This is a genomic window from Rickettsia endosymbiont of Lasioglossum villosulum (genome assembly GCF_964026455.1).
Classification (GTDB): domain Bacteria; phylum Pseudomonadota; class Alphaproteobacteria; order Rickettsiales; family Rickettsiaceae; genus Rickettsia.
In genome coordinates, this window is record NZ_OZ032152.1 from 81,499 (window position 1) to 105,547 (window position 24,049).

Sequence of the window (24,049 nt, forward strand, 5' to 3'; positions counted from 1 at the left end):
AAAAACGTCATTGCGAGGAGATGCAACGCATCGACGTGGCAATCTCATGAAACAGTATCTGACTCCTGAGATTGCTTCGTCGAAACTTTCAGTTTCTTCTCGCAATGACGTGAATAATTAAAAAAACTTAAACCATATGAAATTAAAACCTATTGAAGTAGCTGACATATTACAAAAAGAGATAGCAAATATCAATTGTTTAAGCGAGCTTGAAGAAGTAGGGCAAGTAATAAATGTTGGTGATGGTATAGCAAAAATTTATGGTCTTGCAAATGTGCAATCCGGTGAAGTAGTGGAATTTGAATCAGGTGTTAAAGGACTGGTTTTAAATTTAGAGAATGATAGCGTTGGTGCTGTGATTATGGGTGAGGATAATCAGGTACAGCAAGGTGATAAAGTAAAAAGAACCAAAGAGGTGCTAGAAGTACCAGTAGGAACTGCTTTGCTTGGTCGTGTCGTTGATGCACTTGGTAACCCTATTGATGGTAAAGGTGATATTAAGAGCAAAGAATATCGCCATATTGAAATGAAAGCTCCTGGTATAATCGATAGAACAAGCGTTAGTGAGCCTGTACAAACCGGTATAAAGGCTATTGATTCATTAATTCCGATAGGAAGAGGACAAAGAGAATTAATAATAGGTGATAGACAAACTGGAAAAACAGCAATAGCTATCGATACTATTATTAACCAAAAGCAAGCTCATTCACTAAAAAATGAGAAAGATAAAATTTATTGTATTTATGTAGCAATAGGGCAAAAAATATCAAGCGTTGCCCAGATAGTAAAAAAACTAGAAGATGCTGGGGCAATGGATTATACAATCATTGTTTCGGCTACTGCTTCGGAAGCTGCTGCATTACAATTTGTTGCTCCTTATGCTGCTTGTAGTATGGGTGAGTATTTCCGTGATAACGGCAAGCATGCACTTATTATTTATGATGATTTAAGTAAACATGCTGTCGCATACCGACAAATATCATTATTACTTAGAAGACCGCCCGGACGTGAAGCATATCCTGGTGACGTATTTTACTTGCATTCAAGATTACTTGAGCGTGCTGCTAAAATGTCTGAGGAGAAAGGCGGCGGTTCACTTACGGCACTTCCTATAATCGAAACCCAAGCAGGTGACGTATCTGCTTATATTCCAACAAACGTTATTTCTATTACTGACGGTCAAATTTTCTTAGAAAGCGAGCTGTTTTATAAAGGTATAAGACCGGCTGTTAATGTCGGGATTTCGGTAAGCCGTGTTGGTTCTGCTGCACAAATAAAAGCTATGAAGCAGGTTGCAGGCTTGATAAAGCTTGAATTAGCCCAGTTTAGAGAACTTGAGTCTTTTTCACAATTTGGTTCAGATTTAGATTCTGCCACTAAAACACAAATCGAACATGGTAAGAGACTCGTTGAGATATTAAAACAAGCACAATGTCATCCTTTTTCAGTCGAAGAGCAGATAATAAGTATTTATGCTGGAACTAAAAAATATTTAATTAATATACCTATAGAAAGAATTAAGGAATTTGAAGAAAAAATGCTTAGTGAGATAAAGCAGAATCAAAAAGATATTTTAGAGTCAATAAAAAGTGAAAAGCGTATCACTGAAGAAAATGAACAGAAATTAAAAACATTTTTAGAGAATTTCGTTAAGGACTTTGTCAAGGTAGATTAGAGTTGTTGTTTTTGTGTAGGGGAAAAATCGTCATTGCGAGGAGCATAGCGACGTGGCAATCTTAGGAATTTTATACTACTTCATGAGATTGCTTCGTCGAAACTTACAGCTTCTCCTCACAATGACATAAAAATATTAAAATATTTATGTCAAATTTAAAACAGCTAAGAACTAGAATAAAAAGCGTTAAATCTACGCAGAAGATTACTAAGGCAATGCAATTAGTTTCAGCTTCTAAATTGACAAAAATAAAAAATCAAATAGCTCATTCAAATTTTTATGTTGAAGCTATTAGTAAAATGATGTCTACTGTATTATCCGCTGATATTTATGACTTTCCTATAGAAGCACAAAAATTTTTCAATACAGAGACCAATAAAGCAAATTTGCTAATAGTTATGACGTCTGAGCGTGGTTTGTGCGGAACGTTTAATTATATGATAATTAAACAAGTAAAAAGTGATATTGAAAACTTAAAAAGTAAAGGCGAAAAAATCAAGCTTATTATTATCGGGAAAAAAGGTTATGAGGCATTAAAAAAGTCTTATGAAAGTTATATTGATAGTTATTTTGACTTGCCAAAAAACCATGATGAAAATCTAATGTTGCAAATAAAGCAAAAGATTATGGCATTAGTAACAAGTTTAGAAGTAAGTAATTGTACTATTTATTTCAATAAATTTAAAAATGCTATGACTCAAATAATGACGAAGCAGCAAATCTTACCAATAGAGAAATATCATGATGATTCAAAGATAGAGGGAGCTAACGATATTTATGAGTATGAGGGAGAAAATCTAATTTCCAATTTGATTAATTTATATGTTAATTCACAAATAAATTATGCACTGCTACAAAATAGAGCAAGTGAAGAAGGCTCAAGAATGACTGCTATGGAAAATGCTACAAATAACGCTCATGATATAATTAATAAATTGGTATTAAAGTTAAATAGGTCAAGACAAGCAATTATTACTACGGAATTGATAGAGATAATAGCGGGTTCCGAAGCGGTTTGACTAACTGTCACCGTCATTGCGAGCGACTGTAAGGAGCGTGGCAATCTCATGAAGTAGTATATAAAATTCCTGAGATTGCCTCCGCCCTCTGCTATGCATATCCTCGCAATGACAAAATAACAACATTATCTTAACAAAAGAAAAAATAATGAAAAAAAATATCGGGAAAATTACTCAAATTATTTCAGCGGTAGTTGACGTAAAATTTACCAATAAAGGTAAATTACCGCCGATTTTAAATGTCCTTGAGTGCTATAACGATAAGCAAAGAATAGTACTAGAGATAGCTCAGCATATAGGTGATGATACAGTGCGTTGTATCGCTATGGACTCCACGGAGGGGTTAGTGCGAGGTATGGAAGTAGTAGACACTGGTAGCCCAATTAGTATTCCGGTAGGAATCGAAACGTTAGGACGAATTATGAATGTCGTAGGCGAACCGATTGACGGCAAAGGAAAGATTAAAGGCTCAAGCATTTCGTCTATATATAAATCTGCACCAAGCTTTACTCAGCAATCAACTGATCGTAATATATTAGTAACTGGCATTAAAGTTGTTGATTTACTTGCCCCTTATACTAAAGGCGGTAAGATAGGGCTGTTTGGTGGTGCGGGGGTTGGTAAAACCGTGCTTATAATGGAACTGATTAATAATGTTGCGAAAGCACACGGTGGCTATACCGTATTTGCTGGAGTTGGTGAGAGAACTAGAGAGGGTAACGATCTTTATCATGAAATGATTGATTCAGGAGTTATTAATCTTGAAGAGCCAGAAAAATCAAAAGTAGCTTTAGTTTATGGGCAAATGAACGAACCACCAGGTGCAAGAGCAAGGGTTGCATTAACGGGGCTTACTGTTGCGGAGAGTTTTAGAGATATGAACGAGGGGCAAGATGTTCTGTTTTTCGTCGATAATATATTCCGTTTTACGCAAGCAGGTTCAGAGGTATCAGCATTACTTGGCAGAATTCCGTCAGCAGTAGGTTATCAGCCGACTCTTGCAACCGATATGGGTGAATTACAAGAGCGTATCACCTCGACTAAGAACGGCTCAATAACCTCCGTGCAAGCTATATACGTACCGGCAGACGACTTAACCGATCCTGCTCCGGCAACGTCTTTCGCACATTTAGATGCCACAACAGTACTTAGCCGTCAGATAGCAGAGCTTGGAATTTATCCGGCAGTTGACCCTCTAGATAGTACTTCGCAGGTGCTTGATCCGATGATTGTTGGGGAAGAGCATTATAATGTAGCAAGAAAGGTGCAGCAAATATTGCAAACTTATAAATCTCTACAAGATATTATCGCTATCCTAGGTATGGATGAGTTATCTGAAGAAGATAAACTAACAGTATCACGTGCAAGAAAAATACAGCGTTTCTTGTCGCAACCTTTCCATGTAGCTGAAGTATTTACTGGAGCTGAGGGGAAGTTTGTTAATTTAGCCGATACTATAGCAGGTTTTAAAGGACTCACAGAAGGTAAATATGATGATTTACCGGAAGCAGCTTTTTATATGGTTGGGACTATAGAGGAAGCAGTGGAGAAGGCTAAGACACTAAAATAAATTGTTATCCCACGTGGACCTCAAAGTATTTTCGGTGTCATCCCGTGGCGGCATTGCCAGCGTGGATCGAAAAACGCCCTAAGGTAGTCATCCCGTGGCTTGACCACGGGATCCAGAAAATAATAAAAATACTAATTTTATTAGTATTTTTAACTGGCTCTAGTTCATAAATCACGGGATGACATGGGGAGAATGATCCACGCAATAATTCCTCTACGGGATGACAGGAAACAAAGTTCAGTCATAATGACGAAAAATTATATTATCATATGAGCGAAACAATTAACGTTAAAATTATTACGCCTTTAAATATCGTTTTTGAAGAGCAGGCTAAAATGGTAACGCTTCCAGGTGAAGAGGGTGAGTTTGGTGTATTGCAGGGTCATGCTCCGATGATTGTTAGCTTAAAAGCTGGATTAGTACAAGTTTACATAGATGATATGCACAAGCCGAAAATTACTTATCTTATTGCTAATGGTGTAACTGCTGAAGTAACAGGAAGTTATATTAACATAGCTACAGAAACGGCTATTAACGTTACCGGTTTAAGTGAAGCGGAAATAGAAAATAAACTCACTGCTCTTCAAAAATCTATATAAATATCTCCCACATCGGCATTAATTTGTTTTAAAAATCTACGTTTTGGGGTAAGGTTAAGTATAAGCTGTCATCTAGCTAACTTGATCGCGGGATCTTAGAATACAGTCTGTGACACAAGACCCCGCAGGTACAAGCCACGAGGGGCGTTGTTGCGTAGATCGGTTTTACCCTTTCATTGCAAGGAAATTACAAAGTAATTGACGAAGCAATCCAGTTAAAAAATGCTAATTTATAGCATTTTTTATTATTTTCTCTGGATTGCCACGCTCATTTCATTCGCTCGCAATGACAACTCTCGATCTACGCAACAATGCCTCCACAGGGTGGTATCATAACGAATATCAAACGAGGAAAATATGCAAAAGATGCATAATGCAGAATATCTTAAAGAATTATCAGTTAATAATATCTCATATAAAATTTACGACATAAATAAAGCTGCAAGCGATATCGATTTGCCTTTAAAAAAACTGCCCTATAGTTTGAGAGTATTGTTTGAGAATGTGCTACGTACCGGTTCAAAACGAAACTTACTGGTATTCAAAGAATGGCTAAAGAATAAAAAATCTGATGCGGAAATAGATTTTATGCCGACAAGGGTTTTGATGCAGGATTTTACAGGTGTGCCGGCTATAGTTGATCTTGCTGCTATGCGTGATGCGATGAAGAAGATAGGTGGTGATCCGCTAAAAATCAATCCGCTTATCCCTGTTGATTTAGTTATAGATCACTCAGTTAGTGTTGATTCTTATGCGTCGGGTAGCTCATTTGACAAAAATGTAGCAATGGAAATGAAACGCAATATAGAGCGTTATCAGTTTCTGAAGTGGGGACAGCAAGCATTTAATAATTTCAAGGTAGTTCCGCCGGGTACTGGTATTTGCCATCAGGTAAATTTAGAGTATTTGGCAAAAGTCGTGTGGCATAGTAATGGTGTGGCTTATCCTGATAGTTTGGTTGGTACAGATAGCCATACAACCATGGTGAATGGGTTATCGGTACTTGGTTGGGGTGTTGGCGGTATAGAAGCAGAAGCCGCAATGCTTGGACAGCCGCTTACTATGATTCTGCCGGAAGTAATCGGCGTAAAGCTAACAGGTAAGTTAACAGGTACTGCTACTGCCACCGATTTAGTCTTAAAGATTACTGAAATGCTACGGAAGAAAAAAGTAGTAGGTAAGTTTGTTGAGTTTTATGGCGAAGGGCTTAGAGCTATGACAATTGCCGATCGTGCTACCATTTCTAATATGGCACCTGAATATGGTGCTACTTGTGGTTTTTTCCCGATTGATCAGGAAACTATCAAATATTTAGAGCTGACAGGTAGAGATAAAGAGCAAATCAAATTAGTAGAAGAATATGCCAAAGCTCAAGATTTATGGTGCAATTTTGACCATGTAGCAGAATATACTGATATTTTAGAGCTGGATTTATCTGAAGTAACAAGTTCGCTAGCAGGTCCAAGACGTCCGCAAGATCGTGTAAATTTAGGTGATGTAGCAAGTGGTTTTAAGAAAGAGTTGCCGACTTTTTCTTCAAATAATATAAGTATTGATACAAAACATGCTGTAGCAAATCAGAATTACGAAATTGGTAATGGTGATGTGGTGATTGCAGCGATTACTAGCTGTACTAATACCTCTAACCCTTCTGTGATGATTGGGGCAGCTTTGCTTGCTAAAAAAGCGATAGGGCAGGGATTAAAGGTTAAGCCTTGGGTTAAAACTTCGCTTGCTCCTGGCTCGAAAGTTGTAACAGAATATTTAAAAAGCAGCGGACTTAATCAATATTTAGATCAATTAGGATTTAATTTGGTCGGTTATGGCTGTACTACTTGCATTGGTAATTCAGGACCTTTAAACCCAGAAATAGAAGATACAATCAACAAAAACGGCTTAGTCGTTGCTTCTGTTTTATCAGGCAATAGAAATTTCGAAGGGCGAATTAACCCGCTTACTAAAGCTAGCTATCTTGCTTCGCCTATTTTAGTTGTAGCATATGCTCTTAGCGGTAGCCTTAATACTGATCTAACAAATCAACCATTAGGAAAAAATGATAAAGGCAGAGATGTTTATTTAAAGGATATTTGGCCAAGTAAAGAAGAGATAGATAAGGTCATTGCAAATTCTATTAATTCATCTATGTTTGTAGAAAAATATTCCGATATATTTAGCGGAACAAAAGAATGGCAAAGCTTAGAGGTAACTAGTAGCTCTAATTATGCTTGGGATAAAAGCAGTACTTATATTAACAATCCGCCTTATTTTGAAAATATAGGCAGTAAAAATAGTATAAAAGATATTAAATCGGCACGAATTTTAGCAATTTTTGGTGATTCTATTACTACCGATCATATTTCACCTGCGGGAAGTATAAGTAAAACTAGCCCTGCTGCTAAATATTTAATGGATCATCAAATATCACCTATTGATTTTAATTCTTACGGATCACGCAGAGGAAACCATGAAGTGATGATGCGTGGTACTTTTGCCAATATTCGCATAAAAAATGAAATGTGCAAAGGAGTAGAGGGCGGTTTTACTATAAACCAGCTAAAAAATATGCAGCAAACTATTTATGATGCAGCAATGGATTATAAAGCAAATGGTGTATCTGCGGTAATTTTTGCCGGCAAAGAATATGGTAGTGGTTCATCAAGAGACTGGGCAGCAAAAGGTCCGCAGTTGCTTGGTGTTAAAGCTGTTATTGCTGAAAGTTTTGAGCGAATACATCGTTCAAATTTAGTCGGTATGGGAGTATTACCGCTAATTTTTACAAATAATATGACTCGTTTTGATTTAAAATTAGATGGATCAGAATCTAATGATATTATAGGTTTAAACGAACATATAAAACCTTATAATCCGGTTAAATGTATTATAAAAAAACAGAATGGCGAAACGCAAACTATTGATTTAATATTGCAAATATTTACAGATAATGAGATAAATTATATAAAGCATGGCAGTATTATGCATTTTGTGGTAGAGAATTTAAAGTAATATGCAAAGATATTTAGACCCAACAAATGATGTAGCTTTTAAAAAGCTGTTTACGGATAAAGCAAGGTTAATCAGCTTTCTCAATAATATTATGCGGTTGCCGGAAGAGTTAAGAATTATTGACCTTGAATATATTTCAAATGAACAAGTGCCGGATTTAGGACAGAATAAAAGGAGTATTGTTGACGTTAAAGTAAAAGATAATTCTGGCAATATTTATATTGTTGAGATGCAGAATGGTTATGCTGATGCTTTTTTAGCAAGGGTACAATTTTATGGTTGTGTAGCGTTTTCTTCACAATTAAAAAGAGGAAAAGAATATGCTGACCTTGCCCCTGTAGTTATGGTAGTAATTACTTCCGGATTTCAGGCATTACCTGAAGAAAAAGAATGTATTAGTTATCATCAAACTATTAATGTTGGTAATGGTAGGAATCAACTTAAATGTTTATCTTATGTATTTGTGGAGCTTGATAAGTTTACAAAAGAAGCGAACGAGCTTGAGACGATAGAAGATGATTGGCTATATATGATGGCTAAATTTGATAAAGCTAAAGAGCCGCCAAAGCATACCAAGGATAAGATAGTATTGTCAGCCTATAAGACTATTGAGCAATTTAATTGGAGTGAAGCAGAATATGACAATTATATTAAAGCGATGCTTGCTGCTCAAACAGAGGAATTAAACCAGAAAAGTAAGTTTAGAGAAGGAAAAGAAGAAGGTAAAATAGAGATAGCAAAAGAAATGTTACAAGATAATGAGCCTATAGAAAAAATCATTAAATATACTAAGCTTTCAAAAGAAGAAATAGAAAAGTTGAAATTAGAAATAGAGAAATAAAAGGTAAAAATATGGATAAACAACTTAAGGAATATACCGAAAGCGGTAAAAAAAATTTAATTGTAGTGTATATATTATATTTATGCGGAATAGTAGCACCGATATTGCCTTTAATAGGTGTGTTTTTTGCATATCTCAACAAGGATAAAGGCAATAATTTTGCCACTAGTCATTATATATTCTTATTCCGTACTTTCTGCCTTAGTGTTCTCGGATGGATCGTATGTTTTATATTTACGTTTATTGTTATTGGCGTAGTGTTATATTTTATTTTAGCTGTTTGGTATATATTGCGTGTTGCTATCGGCTTTAAATATATGATAGAAGATCAGGCATATCCAAATCCTATGACTTACTGGATAAAATAATTGTAGCGGTATTGCAATAATTTATGAAATGAATACCTCAGTAAAATTTACTAAAAAGTGGTGATTTAAAAAATTTATAATTTCAAATCAAGTGAAGAACCGCTTCAAACTTGATTTGTACAATTTTTAAAACAATAAGAAATTACCTAAGTAATTTCTTATTGAAGAGAATAAGAATGATAAAACTTACGATAGATGGTCAAGAAATAGAAGTATCAGAAGGTACTACGGTTTATCAAGCTTGCACAAAAGCCGGTAAAGAAATCCCACATTTTTGTTATCATGAGCGTTTAAAAATTGCTGGTAATTGCCGTATGTGCTTGGTTGAAATGGAAAAATCACCAAAGCCGATAGCTTCTTGTGCAATGCCTGTAGGCAACGGTATGGTTATTCATACTGATACGCCAATGGTGAAAAAAGCCCGTGAAGGGGTGATGGAGTTTTTGCTTGTTAATCACCCTATTGATTGTCCTATTTGTGATCAAGGCGGAGAGTGTGATCTGCAAGATCAGGCTTTTAGATATGGTAAAGGCACTAATAGATTTCACGAAAATAAACGCTCTATTAAAGATAAATATATGGGTCCGCTGATTAAAACAGCGATGACCAGATGTATACAATGTACTAGATGTATTAGATTCGCCAATGATATAGCAGGAATAGAAGAAATGGGGGCTATCCATCGTGGTGAGCATATGGAAGTTACTTCTTATTTAGACCAAACTTTGGATTCTGAAATTTCCGGCAATATGATAGATATTTGTCCTGTCGGAGCTCTTAACTCCAAACCTTATGCCTTTAAAGCTCGTAAGTGGGAGCTAAGACATACTGCTAGTATTGGCGTGCATGATGCAGAAGGTTTGAATATCCGCATTGATAGTAGGGGTGACGAAGTGATGCGAGTATTACCAAGAGTCAATGAGGAAATTAACGAAGAATGGCTCTCAGATAAAAATCGTTTTAGCTATGATGGCTTAAAATATCAGCGTTTAGATCAGCCTTATATTAGAAAAAATGGTAAATTAGTCTCTGCAAGCTTCAATGAAGCTTTAAAAGCAATAGCTGATAAAATTAAATCTATTAAGCCAGAAAAAATTACTGTTTTCGCTGGGACTCTTGCTTCCGTTGAAGCAATGTTTATGCTTAAAACTTTCTTGCAAAAAATCGGTTGTAATAATTATAGCGTTAATCAGTTTAACTATAAATTAGATACTACGCAGCGAGGAAATTACTTATTTAATACAACTATTGCAGGGCTTGAAAAAGCCGATTTATGCTTGTTAATCGGAGCAAATCCAAGGCAGATAGCACCAGTTTTAAATAGTAGAATAGGCGGAAGAGTTCGAGTAGGTTCGTTGAAAGTAGTAAGAATAGGAGAGGGGCATAACCAAACCTATAAAATTCAGGATTTAGGAAGCGATCTCAAGATACTTGAGGAGCTAGCTTTAGATGAGCATAAATTTGCAAAAGAATTAAAAGCAGCAAAATATCCGATGATTATAGTAGGTGATGGTGTTTATGGGCGAGATGATGGATATGCTATATTATCGCTAATCCATAAAATGGTCGATAAATATAATATCACGCGGGATGATTGGAAAGGCTTTAATATACTTCATAATCACGCATCGATGGTTGGTGGGCTTGATATCGGTTTTAATACTGAATCTACTAAACTGGAAGAGATAGAACTTGCTTATTTGCTTGGAGCAGATGAAGTTAATTTTGATAAGCTTAAATCAGCTTTTATAGTGTATCAAGGGCATCATGGGGATATTGGTGCTACGAAAGCCGATGTTATTTTACCATCAGCTGCTTATACTGAGCAGAGTGGAATTTACGTAAATCTAGAGGGTAGACCGCAAATAGCAGAAAAAGCAGTATCACCTGTAGGGAAAGCTAAAGAAGATATAGCGATAATTAAGGAGCTGGCTGATTATTTGCAAGTGGATATTAGGGCAAGTAATTTACAGGAAGTACGAACAAAGCTTGCTGAAGAATATCCCGTATTTGCTGATATCGGTAAAATTATAGAGAATAAGTTTGCTAAATTTAGTTCTAAAGATAAATTATCAAAAGAGCCTATAACTTCTAGACCTATTAATTATTACATGACTGACGTTATTAGTAAGAATTCTGTAACCATGGCAAGATGCGTAAAGGCTAAGCAGAAAAGGGATGAGGAGGCAGCGTGAAGACTTGAACCGTCATTGCGAACGAGCGAAGCGAGTGTGGCAATCTCAGGAATATATACTACCTCATAAGATTGCCGCGTCGTTGCTACGCATCTCCTCGCAATGACGATTGTATGACAATTAAATAACATTATGACAGAACTCTTTTTTGAATATATTTTTCCGTTAATTATAATCGCTTTAAAGGTGGTGGCGATTACTATACCATTAATATTATGCGTTGCGTATTTAACATATGCTGAGCGTCGTGTAATCGGGCTTATGCAGCTTAGAAAGGGTCCTAATGTTGTTGGACCATTTGGGCTTTTGCAGCCTATAGCAGATGCGGTAAAGCTATTATTTAAAGAGCCGATCATTCCGACTAACGCCGATAAAATATTATTTGTCCTAGCACCGATGATAACCTTTATATTAAGCTTAATCGGTTGGGCAGTTATACCTTTTGCAAAAGGCGTAGTTCTTGCCGATATTAATGTCGGAGTCTTATATATTCTTGCTATTTCTTCCTTAAGTGTTTACGGCATTATTATTGCCGGCTGGGCTAGCAACTCAAAATATGCATTTCTTGGAGCTATACGCTCATCGGCACAAATGATTTCTTATGAAGTATCGATGGGGCTTGTTATTATTACTGTGCTACTTGCTACCGGTACTCTGAACTTAAGCCAAATTATTGAAGCACAGAGAACTATGCCGTGGTGGATTGATTTAATGCTAATGCCGATGGGGGTGGTATTTTTTATCTCAGTACTTGCTGAAACAAACAGATTGCCTTTTGATTTACCGGAAGCAGAATCAGAGCTAGTTGCCGGTTATAATGTCGAATATTCCTCTATGGGTTTTGCTTTATTTTTCCTAGGTGAGTATGCTAATATGATATTAGTTAGTGCAATGACTACCACTTTCTTTTTAGGGGGGTATTTACCGCCATTTAATATATCATGGTTAGATTGTGTCCCAGGTTTCTTTTGGTTTGTTTTTAAAGTTGGATTTTTGCTATTTTGCTTTTTATGGATTAGGGCAACGCTGCCACGATATCGTTATGATCAGTTAATGCGTTTAGGCTGGAAAGTATTTCTACCGCTAACTTTATTTTGGGTAGTGCTGGTGTCGAGTGTATTAATTTATACTGATAATTTGCCGGGTATTTAACAGTTATGGGTAAAGAACTTTTTCCTGATTTTATCAAAGAACATTATGAAATTCATGAGTGGAAACATGCTATTGCTATTTTAAAAAATGATTTTGTTGATGAGTGGAGTGATATAATACAGGTACTAAAAGACTTTCGTTTTAAGAAAAGCTGGATTACTGTAGGAGGAGGTGAAAAATCTGAAATATCGAAATCAATAGATAAATCTTTTGCAGAATTAGGTTGGAAAGAAAAAATGTTTTCAACCAAAGTTATAGTAGATGAAAATTCTTTAGACTCTCCGACCCATAAAGTTGATTGTTATAAAAATAGAATAGCATTAGAAATTGAATGGAATAATAAAGATCCTTTTTTTGATAGAGATCTAAATAATTTTAGACTTTTATTTGATTTGCGTGCAATAAGTATAGGAATTATAATAACTAGATGTACAGAGTTACAAAAAATATTTAATTCTATCGGTAAAAGTAGCTCATATGGTGCTTCTACTACCCATATATCTAAATTACTTCCAAGAATTGAAGGTGGCGGTGGGGGAGGTTGTCCAATTTTAGTTTTTGGTATTACTAACAAATTATACATAGAGGATTAAGTCGTGAGTAATATCGTAACAGCGAAAGAAGATTTTGAAAATAATGTAAAAGGCAAATTTCATACTATCCTTACTGATCCTCCTTGGCAATTTGAAAATAGAACAGGTAAGGTCGCCCCAGAGCATAAAAGACTAAATCGCTACTCCACATTAAAACTTGATGAAATAAAAAATATTCCTGTAGCAAATTGTATTCTTGAGCCAGCACATTTATATTTATGGGTTCCCAATGCTCTGCTTCAAGAAGGGTTGGAGGTAATGAAAGCGTGGGGCTTTACTTATAAAACAAATATAATTTGGTCTAAAATTCGCAAAGATGGCGGACCTGACGGTAGAGGGGTAGGATTTTATTTTCGCAATGTTACGGAAATAGTCTTATTTGGTGTGCGAGGAAAAACTGCTCGTACTTTAGCCCCTGCTAGAAGCCAAGTTAATTTAATAAGTAGTAGAAAGCGAGAGCATTCTAGAAAGCCTGATGAATTATATGAATTAATAGAAAAATGTAGCAAAGGACCTTATTTAGAGCTTTTTGCTAGAGGTACAAGACCGAATTGGAAACAATGGGGTAATGAAGTAGAGGATTATAATCCTAAATGGGTAACCTATTCAAATCATTCGCAAGTAACAAAACAAGAAGATATAAGTTACAGAGATAGGAGTTTGATTATTAAAAAGTCTGCTTGAAAAATAAAATATGATCAATTATTTAAAATCTTTTTTTCTATACGAGATAATAAAAGGCTTGGCTTTGACTTTAAAATATTTCTTCAAAGCTAAAGTCACTATCAATTATCCCTATGAGAAAAGCCCAGTTAGCCCAAGGTTTAAGGGTGAGCATGCTTTGCGTCGTTATGAGAATGGCGAAGAGCGTTGCATCGCTTGTAAGCTTTGCGAGGCTATTTGTCCGGCACAGGCAATAGTCATTGAAGCAGATGAGCGGGAAGATGGCAGTAGACGTACCACCCGTTATGATATAGATATGACTAAATGTATTTATTGCGGGCTATGCCAAGAAGCATGCCCTGTTGATGCAATAGTTGAAGGTCCTAATTTTGAGTTTGCCAGCCTAACCCATACTGCCCTTATTTATGATAAAGAAAGATTGCTGCAAAATGGTGATCGCTGGGAGCAAGCACTAGCTAACAAGTTACATAAGGATTATGAGTATAGGTAGACGCTGCGGTTAAAAGCTTTAAAATGCTTTACTATTTTCCAAATAGAGCTTCGTCTACTGATTTTATATTAATAATGCCAAATTAACAAAAATATATTCTTGATAAACACAAAATTATGTACTATAGTTAGTACTTAATTAAATGCTTATTATAGTTATAATTATGGAGCATATTTACGCAAATTTAACAGTTAGTATATCGGAATTTAAGAAAAGTCCTACTGCTTTACTTGATAAATCTAATGGTAAACCTGTCGCTTTACTAAATCATAATAAACCTACCGCTTACGTAATTCCTGCTAAACTATATGAACAAATAATTGAAGCTCTAGATGATCAATATTTACTAGAACTTGCTACAATTAGGTTAAAAGATAAATCAAAGGCAATCAAGGTTAATATAAATGACTTATAGTCTGGAGTTTATCCCTGTTGCTAAAAAAGAGTGGGACAAACTCGATTCTACCATAAAGGAACAATTTAAAAAGAAATTAAAGGAAAGACTTAAAACTCCTTGTATATACCTTTAATACTTCAAGATTTGGCAAGCCAAATTTCGGGATTCGTCTTTGCTCACGTAGTTTATCTACGTTCCGCAGACTCACTGCTTATTTGACTTACCAACTTTTGAAGTATTTGCGGTATACCCAAAGACGCAATAAGCGGTGGAAATAACTTATATAAAATAAAGCTAAAGTCGGTTGGTTATCGATTAGTATATGAAGTAGATGATAATCGTATCATAATACTTGTACTTGCTATTGGTAAAAGAAATCGTAACGAAGTTTATAATAAATTATCCTCTCGTCTTTAAAATTTCTAATTATATTATATGTTTTGTTACATAATTCAATATAATTTTAATTAAATAAGCGTTATTATATCTTTAATAGGTACAACAGTTATATTAATTGCTAATTGATATTTTTTTGTCCCAGGATATATAACAAATAATTCATCCAGTGCTAAATATTGTATAGCCTTATGCATAGAGGAAGTGAGAGTAGGGGCGTCGCTAAACTTAAACTCAAAGCCTAGCTTTAAACCTTTATGCTTTATGAATAAATCGAGTTCCCCTTCTTGATGTATTCCCCAATAATAGCAATCCTCGCTTCGTTTATCAAATAGCCTTATTATTTGTTCTAAAGCAAAGCCCTCAAAACTAGCTCCTAGTTTTGGATTTTTTAATAATTGTTCTTGTGAATAAATATCAATTAAATGATGAAATATGCCTGAATCAGTAAAATATATTTTAGGTCTTTTTTTCTGACGTTTAGAAATATTTTCAAACCATGGATATAATTGACGTATCATAAAAGTACCGGATAAGATATCCAGATAATTTTTTATAGTATGGTCACTGATTCCTAAGGATTTTCCAATTTCAGAAGCATTAAAAATATTTCCATGATAATGAGCAAGCATAGTCCAAAAACGGCGTAATGTAATTGGCGGAATCAAAAATCCAAGGTTTGGAATATCTCGTTCTAAAAAAGTTCTAATATATTGTTCAAGCCAATCAAATCCTGTCTCGGGATAAAGGTAGCAATTCGGAAAGCCACCAAATAAATGTAATTGTTTTATGTTATTTACTTCCAATAAAGAAAAAGGATGTACCTCAATATAGGATATTCTACCGGCAAGGGTTTCTGAGGATTGTTTAATTAAATCTCTTGAAGCACTACCTAATATTAAAAATTGTTGTTCTATATTTTTATCGGCTAGAACTCGCAGCGTAGGAAATAAATTTGGTAATCTTTGAATTTCATCAATAATAATTAAGCCTTTTTTATTTTCAAGTGCTATATAAGGATTCTCTAACGCTGCTAAATCTCTGATATCTTCTAAGTCAAAAAAATGTACGTCCTGATGCCCGTGAGCAAATTGACGGGCTAGTGTGGTTTTACCGCATTGTCTTGGACCTAGAAGTGCTACTATCTTATGACTTAAAAATTGAGTTTTGATTTTTTCTAAATATTTTGGACGTTCAACAATGGCTTTCATAAATCACAATATTTGATCTTTAAGAAAATTATATCATGAAATTTCGAACTTTGCATTCGAAATTTCATATTATTCATCAATTTTTGATAAAGATATATCTTCTCGCACTCCTCCAATTTCCTTAAATACCTCAATAGCTCTTGCTCTAGATAGCCCATAATCTACTATCGGTTCTAGGTAATGATCATACATTTTGTGGAAATTAATATTGTGGATAATATGTGGTGGGACATTTTTTAAGGCAGGTAAATATTTCTTGATATACTCAGCATCTGAGTCAAAATTTTTCCCTTGAGTATAGGGGTTAAAAATACGGAAATAAGGCTGAGCATCAGTACCACAAGAACTTGCCCATTGCCATCCGCCGACATTAGAAGCGAGTTCGTAATCCATAAGGTACTGAGCGAAAAACTCTTCGCCTTTCCGCCAGTCTAAAAGCAAATTCTTGCTGAAAAAACTAGCAACGATCATCCTTGCCCTATTATGCATCCAGCCGTCACCGACAAGCTGCTTAACTGCTGCATCAATTATAGGATAACCAGTCTCGGCATTAATGAATTTATCAAAATACTCTTTCTTATTATTCCAAGGTATTTTGTTTTTATATTTTTCTAAAAATTCCTCATTAACAGTATTTGGAAAATGATATAGAATAGTTGCGTAAAACTCTCGCCAAATTAGTTCATTAATCCACGTTATACTACCCGGGTTTGAGGTAGCGTTAAAAGCCTTACGATAACATTCTCTTATCGATACAAGCCCAAACCTTAAATAAGGTGAGATGGTACTTGTGCCGTTAAGATATAAAAAATCCCGATCGATTTTGTAACGATTTATTCTTCTCGTGATGAATTTATCTAAAACATTCTGAGCATTTTTAGGCTGCCAAAGCTCATCTTCTTTATAGACGTAACCGATTTGTTTTAATGCTTCAGATTCCCCTACATTTAGGTCAATAGTTTTCAGCTCTATACTTTTGGGTGTATATAATTTATCCTCTAAATTATAGCTATAATTTGTTAGTAGCTTATTATGTGATATACTTCCATTATCCGCTATAAATTTACGAAAAGCCTGCATATAAGGAGTATATACTTTATAAGGCTTATTATCTTTCGTTAAAACTCTATCAGGCTTTATAAGTAAATGATCACAATATAAATTAAGCGTGCAATCATTACCTAACAACTCCTGAACTTTTTTATCACGTTCTATATTGTTTGGCTCATAATCTTCATCAGCATAAATATTTTCAATTTTTAAGGTAGCTGCGAGTTTTGGAATGATATCTAAAGGGTTGCTGTGAAATACTAACAGCTTCCCTTTTAGCTTTTTAAGTTCATCATTAATTAAACAAAGTGTGTTTGCTAAAAAGGAAAGCCGTCTGTCATATGGATTTTTAAACCTTTCTAAAATAGTGGTATCGAAAATAAAAATTGGTAGGATTTTATCAGAATTACGAAGTGCTGCTGCGAATGATTTATTATCATGCAGCCGCAAATTACGCCGTAACCAAACTATAGAAGTTTTGTTCATATATGCTCGATTGTTGTAGTTTTTCCGTCATGAGCTACGCGACTAAAAGAAGCGTGGCAATTTCGTGAAAATGTCCTGAGATTGCAACAGAGCTTCGCTCCTCGCAATGACGTTTTTTGAGCCACGGGATGACACAGCTAAAATTATTTCAGTTCTTTGCTTATTAATCCTTTTAGCTTCTCTTTTGCAGCCTCTCTAGAGAGAAAACTTGCATAAGAATCGTGATGTTCTTTATCTTCAATAAAGTGTACAAAGAAAACTTTGCGGTTATCTTTTTGTAACCATCCTATAAACCAACCTATTTGACGATCTTTTAACTTTATAGTTCTGTCTTCATTAAGACGATTTCCGCTCCCTGTTTTAGCATAAAGCTTCCATCCATCTGCAAAATCTTCGATAAACATAATATTTTTGGTCATTTCCTGAGCTTTAAGGCTTACAGGTAATTGAGCTGCTGCAAGTTTTTGTAGGAAAGCAATCTGTTCTTCAGGTGAAATTTCTAAAGAGCTAGAAAGCCACGCATTAGTTAAACCATTGTTCTTTCCTTTATCTCCTGAAGTATCTTGGTTACCATAATTAAATTTTGTTACGTAATTATGGAACTTTTCATAACCTAATTCTTTAGTAATAAGACGTGAATACCAAAGACAGCTATTTTTCATCCAGTCTTTAGGTGTATGTGGCTGTTTCCAAACTTCAAGATAATCGTCATAACCATCTTTAAAAGGTAATTTTGGATGAGTTTCATCAATTAAAAATCCGTTATCATAACCCATTAAACTTAAAACAATTTTAAAGGTAGAACATGGAGCATAGCGTGATTTGCAATCACCATCTTGTTTAATAAGCTTATCATTTTCCTTAACTAAAAAGCAATCTGCTTTAGCTGCAAAAGATGCAGTAAATGATATTAACGCAGTTAAGTATAAAGTAATTTTTTTCATTAGTTTTAACTTTTTTAGGTTTAGTATATTTCCTGAGATTGATCTTTTTCGCTAGGCACGTAATCAAAAACGTCATTATTATAATTGTTGTCTATAATTTCGCTGTCATCTTCAATTATCAGGATGTTATTGATCTTAAATGCTTCCATAATAGAACCACCAGGCGTGATTTGACCAGTTGCTCTATCTACAGCTTGTAATCTTATTGAATCAGGTACTTTAAAAGGCAATGATGGCTCATTTTTATAAGCATTACTCATAAAATCAACAAAAATAGGCAGTACTACGCTTGATCCTGTTGCTCTTCTTCCTAAAGTTCTTGGCGTATCATACCCAACATAACTACCCACAACTATTTTAGGCGTGAAGCCTATAAACCATGTATCTTTACTATCGTTACTAGTACCGGTTTTTCCGCCGATAATTTTCCCTAATTTCTTTGCGGAGTAAGCAGTCCCTCTATCTACTACACCTGTTAAAAGTGAGGTAATTTGATAGTCACTTGCTGCATCCGTGACCATATAAATATTTTCTGCCGGAATTTCTAATATAGCGTTATCTAAATCATTATCTGAAACGTTACAAGTTGTACATTCTCTATCATCTCTGCGATAAATAACTTTGCCGTTACGATCTTTGATTAATTCAACAAAATGCGGCTTTATTCTTTTACCACCATTAGCAATAATGCCATAAGCATTAGTTATTCTCTCAAGCGTTGTTTCAATAGAACCAAGTACCATAGAATAGACTTTTTGCGTATTATCATTAATTCCGAATCGCTTAATTATATCAACGATTTTGGTGAGTCCCACCGCAGTTGCTACTCTAACTGTTACAAGATTACGGGATTTTTCAAGTCCGGTACGCATAGTAATCGGTCCTAGAAACTTACCCTCATAATTTTTAGGTCGCCAGCTAGGCATGCCTGGACCTTGCGAAATCTCAATAGGACCGTCATTAAAAATCTGATTTGGTTTAACGCCATTTTCAAGGGCTGCTAGATAAACAAAAGTTTTACTTAAAGAACCAGGTTGACGAAGTGCCTGTGTTACCCTGTCAAATTTACTAGCAAAGAAATCATATCCGCCGACGCTTGCAAGTACCTGTCCAGTATTTGGATTCATGACCATAATAGCACCGTTTACTTCTGGAATTTGCCGTAAGGCATAATAATCTTTTACAGGTTCTACAACTATTACATCACCCTTTGTTAGTAGCTTTTTAGCTGATTTAAGCTCACTTTTTGCCCATTTCATTTCAGAAATAGGGATTTTAGATTTAGCTCCGCTTGCAAACCCGATCTCAGCTTGAGTATCAGTAACTTCTAAAACTACAGCGATTTTATATTCTAGAAGCGATGGTGTGGTTGGTAATTTTTTTAGTTCTTCTTGCCAGTTATTAAGTGAAATAGTAGCTATAGCTTTTCTGAAACCACGTTTTCTATCAAAATCTCTAAGACCTTTTCGTAGTGACTCTTCAGCAAATTTTAGCATTTTAGCATCTAAAGAAGTAATAATAGTAAGACCGCTAGTATAAAATTCATCTTTACTACCTAGCATTTTAATTACTTCATCCCTAACTTGCTCAGCATAATAATCGGCCGTAACAGTTTCATCCTGATCTCGTTTTCGTAGCGTAATTGGACTATCTACTGCCTCTTTTGCTGCATCGCTTGTGATATAACCATCTTCTAGCATTCGCATTATTACATAATCACGACGAGCTTTAACCCTAGCATAATTTTTCTCAGGATTAAGTTCAGAAGGTGCTTTAGGTAATGCTGCAATAAAAGCTGACTCTGCAATAGTTAGCTCCTCTACTGATTTGTTAAAATAATTTTGTGCGGCGGTAGCAACCCCATACGCACCACGCCCAAAAAATGTTTGATTGAGATATAATTCTAAAATCTGATCTTTGGTAAATACTCTTGAGATCATATAAGATAAAATTGCTTCTTTGATCTTACGCTGAAACGATACTTCATTGGTAAGTAGAAAATTCTTTACTACCTGCTGAGTAATAGTAGAAGCACCCTCAATACGCCTATGATGAAGAAAATTTGATATGTTAAGAAACGCTGCCCTAACTATTCCAAATAAATCAACCCCTTGGTGGTTATAGAAATTTTTATCCTCTGCAGCAATAAAGCTTTCTTTTAATGAGGTAGGAATACTGTTAATTGGGATAAATACACGCCGCTCGAAAGCATATTCCTCCATTAATTTTCCATCACGAGAATAAATACGGGTTACCGAGGGAGGATAATATCTTGCTAGCTGTCTATAATCAGGTAAATCACGGGAATAGTAATATATTATATAAGAGACAATTCCGCAGCCTATTAAAAAAAGCAAAGCAAGAATTTTTAAACAAAAAAATAGAGATTTATACATTTTAGTTTTATTATTTTATGGGTTGCCACGCTCCTTACAATGACGATCTTAAATTATATCTCCACTTAAACTATTAAGTGCTGCTTTAGTAATTTTTACCTCAATAATTTTACCAAGTAAATCTTTATTAGAGTTTTTGATATATACGGACTGCATATAAGGTGTTTTGCCTATGATTTGATCATCAAATTTACCATTACGATCAAATAAAACTTTCATAATACTTCCTACACAGCTTTCATTAAAGGCTAGCTGTTGATTTGATAATTCTTGCTGTAAGATAGTTAATCTTTCTGATTTAATATGTTCAGGCACTTGATCGTTTCTTGTCGCCCCTGGGGTACCAGGACGTGGGCTATATTTAAATGAATAGCACTGACCATATTTTACTTTACGGATTAAATCTAAAGTATCGGCAAAATCTTCATCTGTTTCGCCAGGAAATCCAACAATAAAATCAGAAGATAAAACTATATCAGGTCTTGCTTTTCTTAAGCGATCAATTATATCAAAGTAATAATCCCGATCATGTTTGCGGTTCATTGCCTTGAGTATTTTATTTGAACCTGATTGCACTGGAAGATGTAAAAACGGCATTAATTTAGGCTCTAAGCCGTGCAAGCTTATTAAATCATCTGTCATATCTATCGGATGTGACGTGGTATAACGTAATCTCTCTAAATTTGGAATTTTTGCTAAATGCCTTATCAAATCAGCAAGAGTAAATACTTTATCGTCTGATGTTTTGCCGTGATAGGCATTAACATTCTGTCCAAGCAGCATGATTTCTTTAGCACCGCTGCTAACTACCTTTAAAGCTTCTCTATAAACTTGCTCTACATTTCTTGAAAATTCAGCACCTCTAGTATAAGGTACTACGCAAAAAGTACAAAACTTATCGCACCCCTCTTGCACTGATATAAAGCTACTAGCTCCTTGCGGATATAACTGCTCAGGTAATTGGTCAAATTTTGCTTCTTCAACAAAATCAAGATCGATTAAGTGTTTTTCGTGTCTAACAACTTTAGAAATTAATTCGGGTAAGTTATAATAAGATTGAGGACCAACTACGATATCAACATAAGGAGTTCTGGTAAAAATTTCTTCGCCCTCAGCTTGTGCAACACAGCCAGCTACTACTATTATTGCTGAATTTAAACCTTGTTTTTTTCGTGCATCTTGTAATTTTTTAATGCGACCAAGTTCCGAATAGGTTTTTTCTGCGGCTTTTTCTCTGATATGGCAAGTATTTAAAATAATGACATCTGCTTCCTCGATATTTTCTGTAGGCTCATAGCCGTAAGGATATAGCAAGTCCTGCATCTTAACGGAGTCATACACATTCATCTGACATCCGTAAGTTTTAATATAAAGCTTCTTACTCATATATAATGTTTTGTAATACCTTAAAAGGTCTACATTATAATATATTTAAATAACTTTATCAAATTTTAAATAATATTCGAGGGAAGTATTGTTTAGGTTCTATGCATTTTTAAAAAATGCATAGAATTTAGAATTTGTGTAAATTCTAGATAGGTTATATGAAAATAAAAAGAAAGATAATTATATTATTTCACATTTAGAGTGATGTTTAGTACCTCCTAGTTTTTTAACGTTATTATCTTGTTCTTGCTGCAAATCTCCATGATGAAATGGTGTAGTAACCATTCCTGCTAGATTTTTGGAATCTTGCTGTGTTTGTTGTACAAAAGCTTTGTTTGCTTCAGGGTTATAAGTTTTTTGGAATTCTTTAAATAATTCTTCTGCAGTTTTTTTTTCTTTAGACATAATTTTCTCCTTTTTTAGTTTTGTGATTGATTATTTTATAGACGAATGAATTATATCTCCCGACCTATTTTTTTTTGATTATTAATTTGTGGTTGTACATTTTGCGATATAGTTTTTTTAGGTTCTGAATTAGTTAAAGAATCCTTTATTTTATCGCATTGATGCTGAGTTTTTACATTTTGACGTATTTTTTTATCTTTTTCATCTAGCTCTTTATTATTTGTTATTGCATCATGTTGATTGTAAAGTAAAACATGTTTTTGCTTTAATTGTTCATGTTTATCAGGGCTTCTAGTATGTTCTGTTTTTTCTATAGCATCTTTAAATTGTTTTATGTGTATGTGATCTTTTTCATGCGATGATTTTAATTTATCGAGATCACTCTTTATGTTTTGTCTTATTTCTCGAACTTTTTCTAATAATTCCTTATTCGCTGCTAGTTTGTCATGATTAGTTTTTAATTTATTTATTTGCTCTGGGGTTAAATGTTGTTTTTTTATTTGCGATAAGCTGTTAATTTCTTTTTCTAGCTCTTCCTTTTCTTGCTGAGCTTTCTCAAATACTTCATTTATTCCTTTCTCTTGTTCTTTAAGCCCTGCAAATTTTTGTCTACGCTCTTCTACTTCTTGATGAGTTAGTATATTTTTATCTACAGCTTTTTCATCAATTGTTATCTCCCCTTTAGAATCTTTTTTTACCATTTCTTCTAGTGGGGTATATAATTTTTTATACTCTTCTAGATTTTCCTTAAATTTATCATGTTTAGTATTAAGCTCTCTAATTTGTTCTGTTACTTTTGCTTTATATTTTTGTATTTCTTCTTGTTGTAGTTGCTGTTGTAATTTTTCTAAGTCTCTTGCATAAGTTTCAGAATTAGATTGTATTTCAGAAGTTTCTTGCTTTTTTATTATAGTGTTTTGAATTTCATCAATTATATTATTAAGATAACTATTATCAGATTTTAGCGATCGTATTTGACTTGCTAATCTACTTAACTCTGTAGGATTATTAGTAGCACTTACTTGAGAAAGGATAGATTTAATCTCATTAGAAATTTGAAGATCATCTATCTGTTTCTTGCTTATATTTTCTTTATTACTCACAATAACCTTTTATATCTATTGCTCTCATTGCAAAAAAACGTTAGCAAATAGTAAAATTTAAGTCAAGTATTTATTAACAAAAATTA

General features: G+C 34.5%; 21 protein-coding genes and 1 pseudogene. 14 read left to right on the forward strand and 8 right to left on the reverse strand.

Annotated elements, in window-relative coordinates:
* The first annotated feature begins 136 nt into the window (after positions 1-136).
* The 13 genes from atpA (at position 137) to AAGD49_RS00470 (ending at position 14,604) form a co-directional block, all read left to right on the forward strand.
* The gene (atpA, locus tag AAGD49_RS00410) at positions 137-1,675 is read left to right on the forward strand and encodes a F0F1 ATP synthase subunit alpha (protein ID WP_341788672.1); all 1,539 of its coding nucleotides are present in this window, start codon (positions 137-139) and stop codon (positions 1,673-1,675) included.
* 146 nt (positions 1,676-1,821) lie between these two features.
* Entirely contained in the window at positions 1,822-2,694 is an 873-nt protein-coding gene (gene atpG / locus AAGD49_RS00415; protein ID WP_341788673.1) for an ATP synthase F1 subunit gamma, read from the forward strand.
* A 148-nt stretch (positions 2,695-2,842) separates the two neighbouring features.
* Complete coding sequence (atpD, locus tag AAGD49_RS00420; RefSeq protein WP_341788674.1) at positions 2,843-4,264, forward strand: F0F1 ATP synthase subunit beta; 1,422 nt, start codon at positions 2,843-2,845, stop codon at positions 4,262-4,264.
* A 269-nt stretch (positions 4,265-4,533) separates the two neighbouring features.
* Positions 4,534-4,863: a F0F1 ATP synthase subunit epsilon gene (locus tag AAGD49_RS00425; RefSeq protein ID WP_341788675.1), complete on the forward strand. Its 330-nt coding sequence runs from the start codon at positions 4,534-4,536 to the stop codon at positions 4,861-4,863.
* A 357-nt stretch (positions 4,864-5,220) separates the two neighbouring features.
* A complete protein-coding gene (gene acnA / locus AAGD49_RS00430; protein ID WP_341788676.1) occupies positions 5,221-7,866 on the forward strand; it encodes an aconitate hydratase AcnA in 2,646 nt (881 codons plus the stop codon).
* 1 nt (position 7,867) lies between these two features.
* On the forward strand, positions 7,868-8,707 hold the full coding sequence (locus AAGD49_RS00435; protein WP_341788677.1) for an Rpn family recombination-promoting nuclease/putative transposase: 840 nt from the start codon (positions 7,868-7,870) through the stop codon (positions 8,705-8,707).
* A gap of 11 nt (positions 8,708-8,718) precedes the next feature.
* The gene (locus AAGD49_RS00440; protein ID WP_011476796.1) at positions 8,719-9,075 is read left to right on the forward strand and encodes a DUF4870 family protein; all 357 of its coding nucleotides are present in this window, start codon (positions 8,719-8,721) and stop codon (positions 9,073-9,075) included.
* 176 nt (positions 9,076-9,251) lie between these two features.
* Complete coding sequence (nuoG, locus tag AAGD49_RS00445; RefSeq protein ID WP_341788678.1) at positions 9,252-11,270, forward strand: NADH-quinone oxidoreductase subunit NuoG; 2,019 nt, start codon at positions 9,252-9,254, stop codon at positions 11,268-11,270.
* A 132-nt stretch (positions 11,271-11,402) separates the two neighbouring features.
* Positions 11,403-12,422 carry an NADH-quinone oxidoreductase subunit NuoH gene (nuoH, locus tag AAGD49_RS00450; protein ID WP_341788679.1) on the forward strand — a complete coding sequence of 340 codons (1,020 nt, stop codon included), beginning with the start codon at positions 11,403-11,405 and terminating at the stop codon, positions 12,420-12,422.
* 5 nt (positions 12,423-12,427) lie between these two features.
* The gene (locus AAGD49_RS00455) at positions 12,428-13,015 is read left to right on the forward strand and encodes a BglII/BstYI family type II restriction endonuclease (protein ID WP_341788680.1); all 588 of its coding nucleotides are present in this window, start codon (positions 12,428-12,430) and stop codon (positions 13,013-13,015) included.
* 3 nt (positions 13,016-13,018) lie between these two features.
* The gene (locus AAGD49_RS00460) at positions 13,019-13,699 is read left to right on the forward strand and encodes an MT-A70 family methyltransferase (RefSeq protein WP_341788681.1); all 681 of its coding nucleotides are present in this window, start codon (positions 13,019-13,021) and stop codon (positions 13,697-13,699) included.
* 10 nt (positions 13,700-13,709) lie between these two features.
* The gene (gene nuoI, locus AAGD49_RS00465) at positions 13,710-14,189 is read left to right on the forward strand and encodes an NADH-quinone oxidoreductase subunit NuoI (RefSeq protein ID WP_341788682.1); all 480 of its coding nucleotides are present in this window, start codon (positions 13,710-13,712) and stop codon (positions 14,187-14,189) included.
* 163 nt (positions 14,190-14,352) lie between these two features.
* Positions 14,353-14,604: a type II toxin-antitoxin system prevent-host-death family antitoxin gene (locus AAGD49_RS00470; protein ID WP_341788683.1), complete on the forward strand. Its 252-nt coding sequence runs from the start codon at positions 14,353-14,355 to the stop codon at positions 14,602-14,604.
* Between the two features lie 103 nt (positions 14,605-14,707).
* Here AAGD49_RS00470 and AAGD49_RS07545 read toward each other — a convergent pair.
* Positions 14,708-14,835 (reverse strand): annotated as a pseudogene (locus tag AAGD49_RS07545) (palindromic element RPE5 domain-containing protein); the annotation flags it as partial.
* Between the two features lie 12 nt (positions 14,836-14,847).
* Here AAGD49_RS07545 and AAGD49_RS00475 point away from each other — a divergent pair.
* A complete protein-coding gene (locus AAGD49_RS00475) occupies positions 14,848-15,003 on the forward strand; it encodes a type II toxin-antitoxin system RelE family toxin (protein WP_341789250.1) in 156 nt (51 codons plus the stop codon).
* A gap of 50 nt (positions 15,004-15,053) precedes the next feature.
* On the opposite strand, the gene AAGD49_RS00480 is transcribed toward AAGD49_RS00475, so the two are convergent.
* The 7 genes from AAGD49_RS00480 to AAGD49_RS00510 form a co-directional block, all read right to left on the reverse strand.
* A complete protein-coding gene (locus AAGD49_RS00480; RefSeq protein ID WP_341788684.1) occupies positions 15,054-16,193 on the reverse strand; it encodes an ATP-binding protein in 1,140 nt (379 codons plus the stop codon).
* Between the two features lie 69 nt (positions 16,194-16,262).
* Positions 16,263-17,729 (reverse strand): deoxyribodipyrimidine photo-lyase, encoded by a 1,467-nt coding sequence (locus tag AAGD49_RS00485; RefSeq protein ID WP_341788685.1) that lies wholly within the window; start codon positions 17,727-17,729, stop codon positions 16,263-16,265.
* 143 nt (positions 17,730-17,872) lie between these two features.
* A complete protein-coding gene (blaOXA, locus tag AAGD49_RS00490) occupies positions 17,873-18,673 on the reverse strand; it encodes a class D beta-lactamase (protein ID WP_341788686.1) in 801 nt (266 codons plus the stop codon).
* A 20-nt stretch (positions 18,674-18,693) separates the two neighbouring features.
* Positions 18,694-21,069: a penicillin-binding protein 1A gene (locus tag AAGD49_RS00495; protein WP_341788687.1), complete on the reverse strand. Its 2,376-nt coding sequence runs from the start codon at positions 21,067-21,069 to the stop codon at positions 18,694-18,696.
* A gap of 48 nt (positions 21,070-21,117) precedes the next feature.
* The gene (gene miaB, locus AAGD49_RS00500; protein ID WP_341788688.1) at positions 21,118-22,455 is read right to left on the reverse strand and encodes a tRNA (N6-isopentenyl adenosine(37)-C2)-methylthiotransferase MiaB; all 1,338 of its coding nucleotides are present in this window, start codon (positions 22,453-22,455) and stop codon (positions 21,118-21,120) included.
* Between the two features lie 180 nt (positions 22,456-22,635).
* Positions 22,636-22,860 carry a hypothetical protein gene (locus AAGD49_RS00505; protein WP_341788689.1) on the reverse strand — a complete coding sequence of 75 codons (225 nt, stop codon included), beginning with the start codon at positions 22,858-22,860 and terminating at the stop codon, positions 22,636-22,638.
* Between the two features lie 50 nt (positions 22,861-22,910).
* Entirely contained in the window at positions 22,911-23,963 is a 1,053-nt protein-coding gene (locus AAGD49_RS00510; protein WP_341788690.1) for a hypothetical protein, read from the reverse strand.
* Between the last annotated feature and the right edge of the window lie 86 nt (positions 23,964-24,049).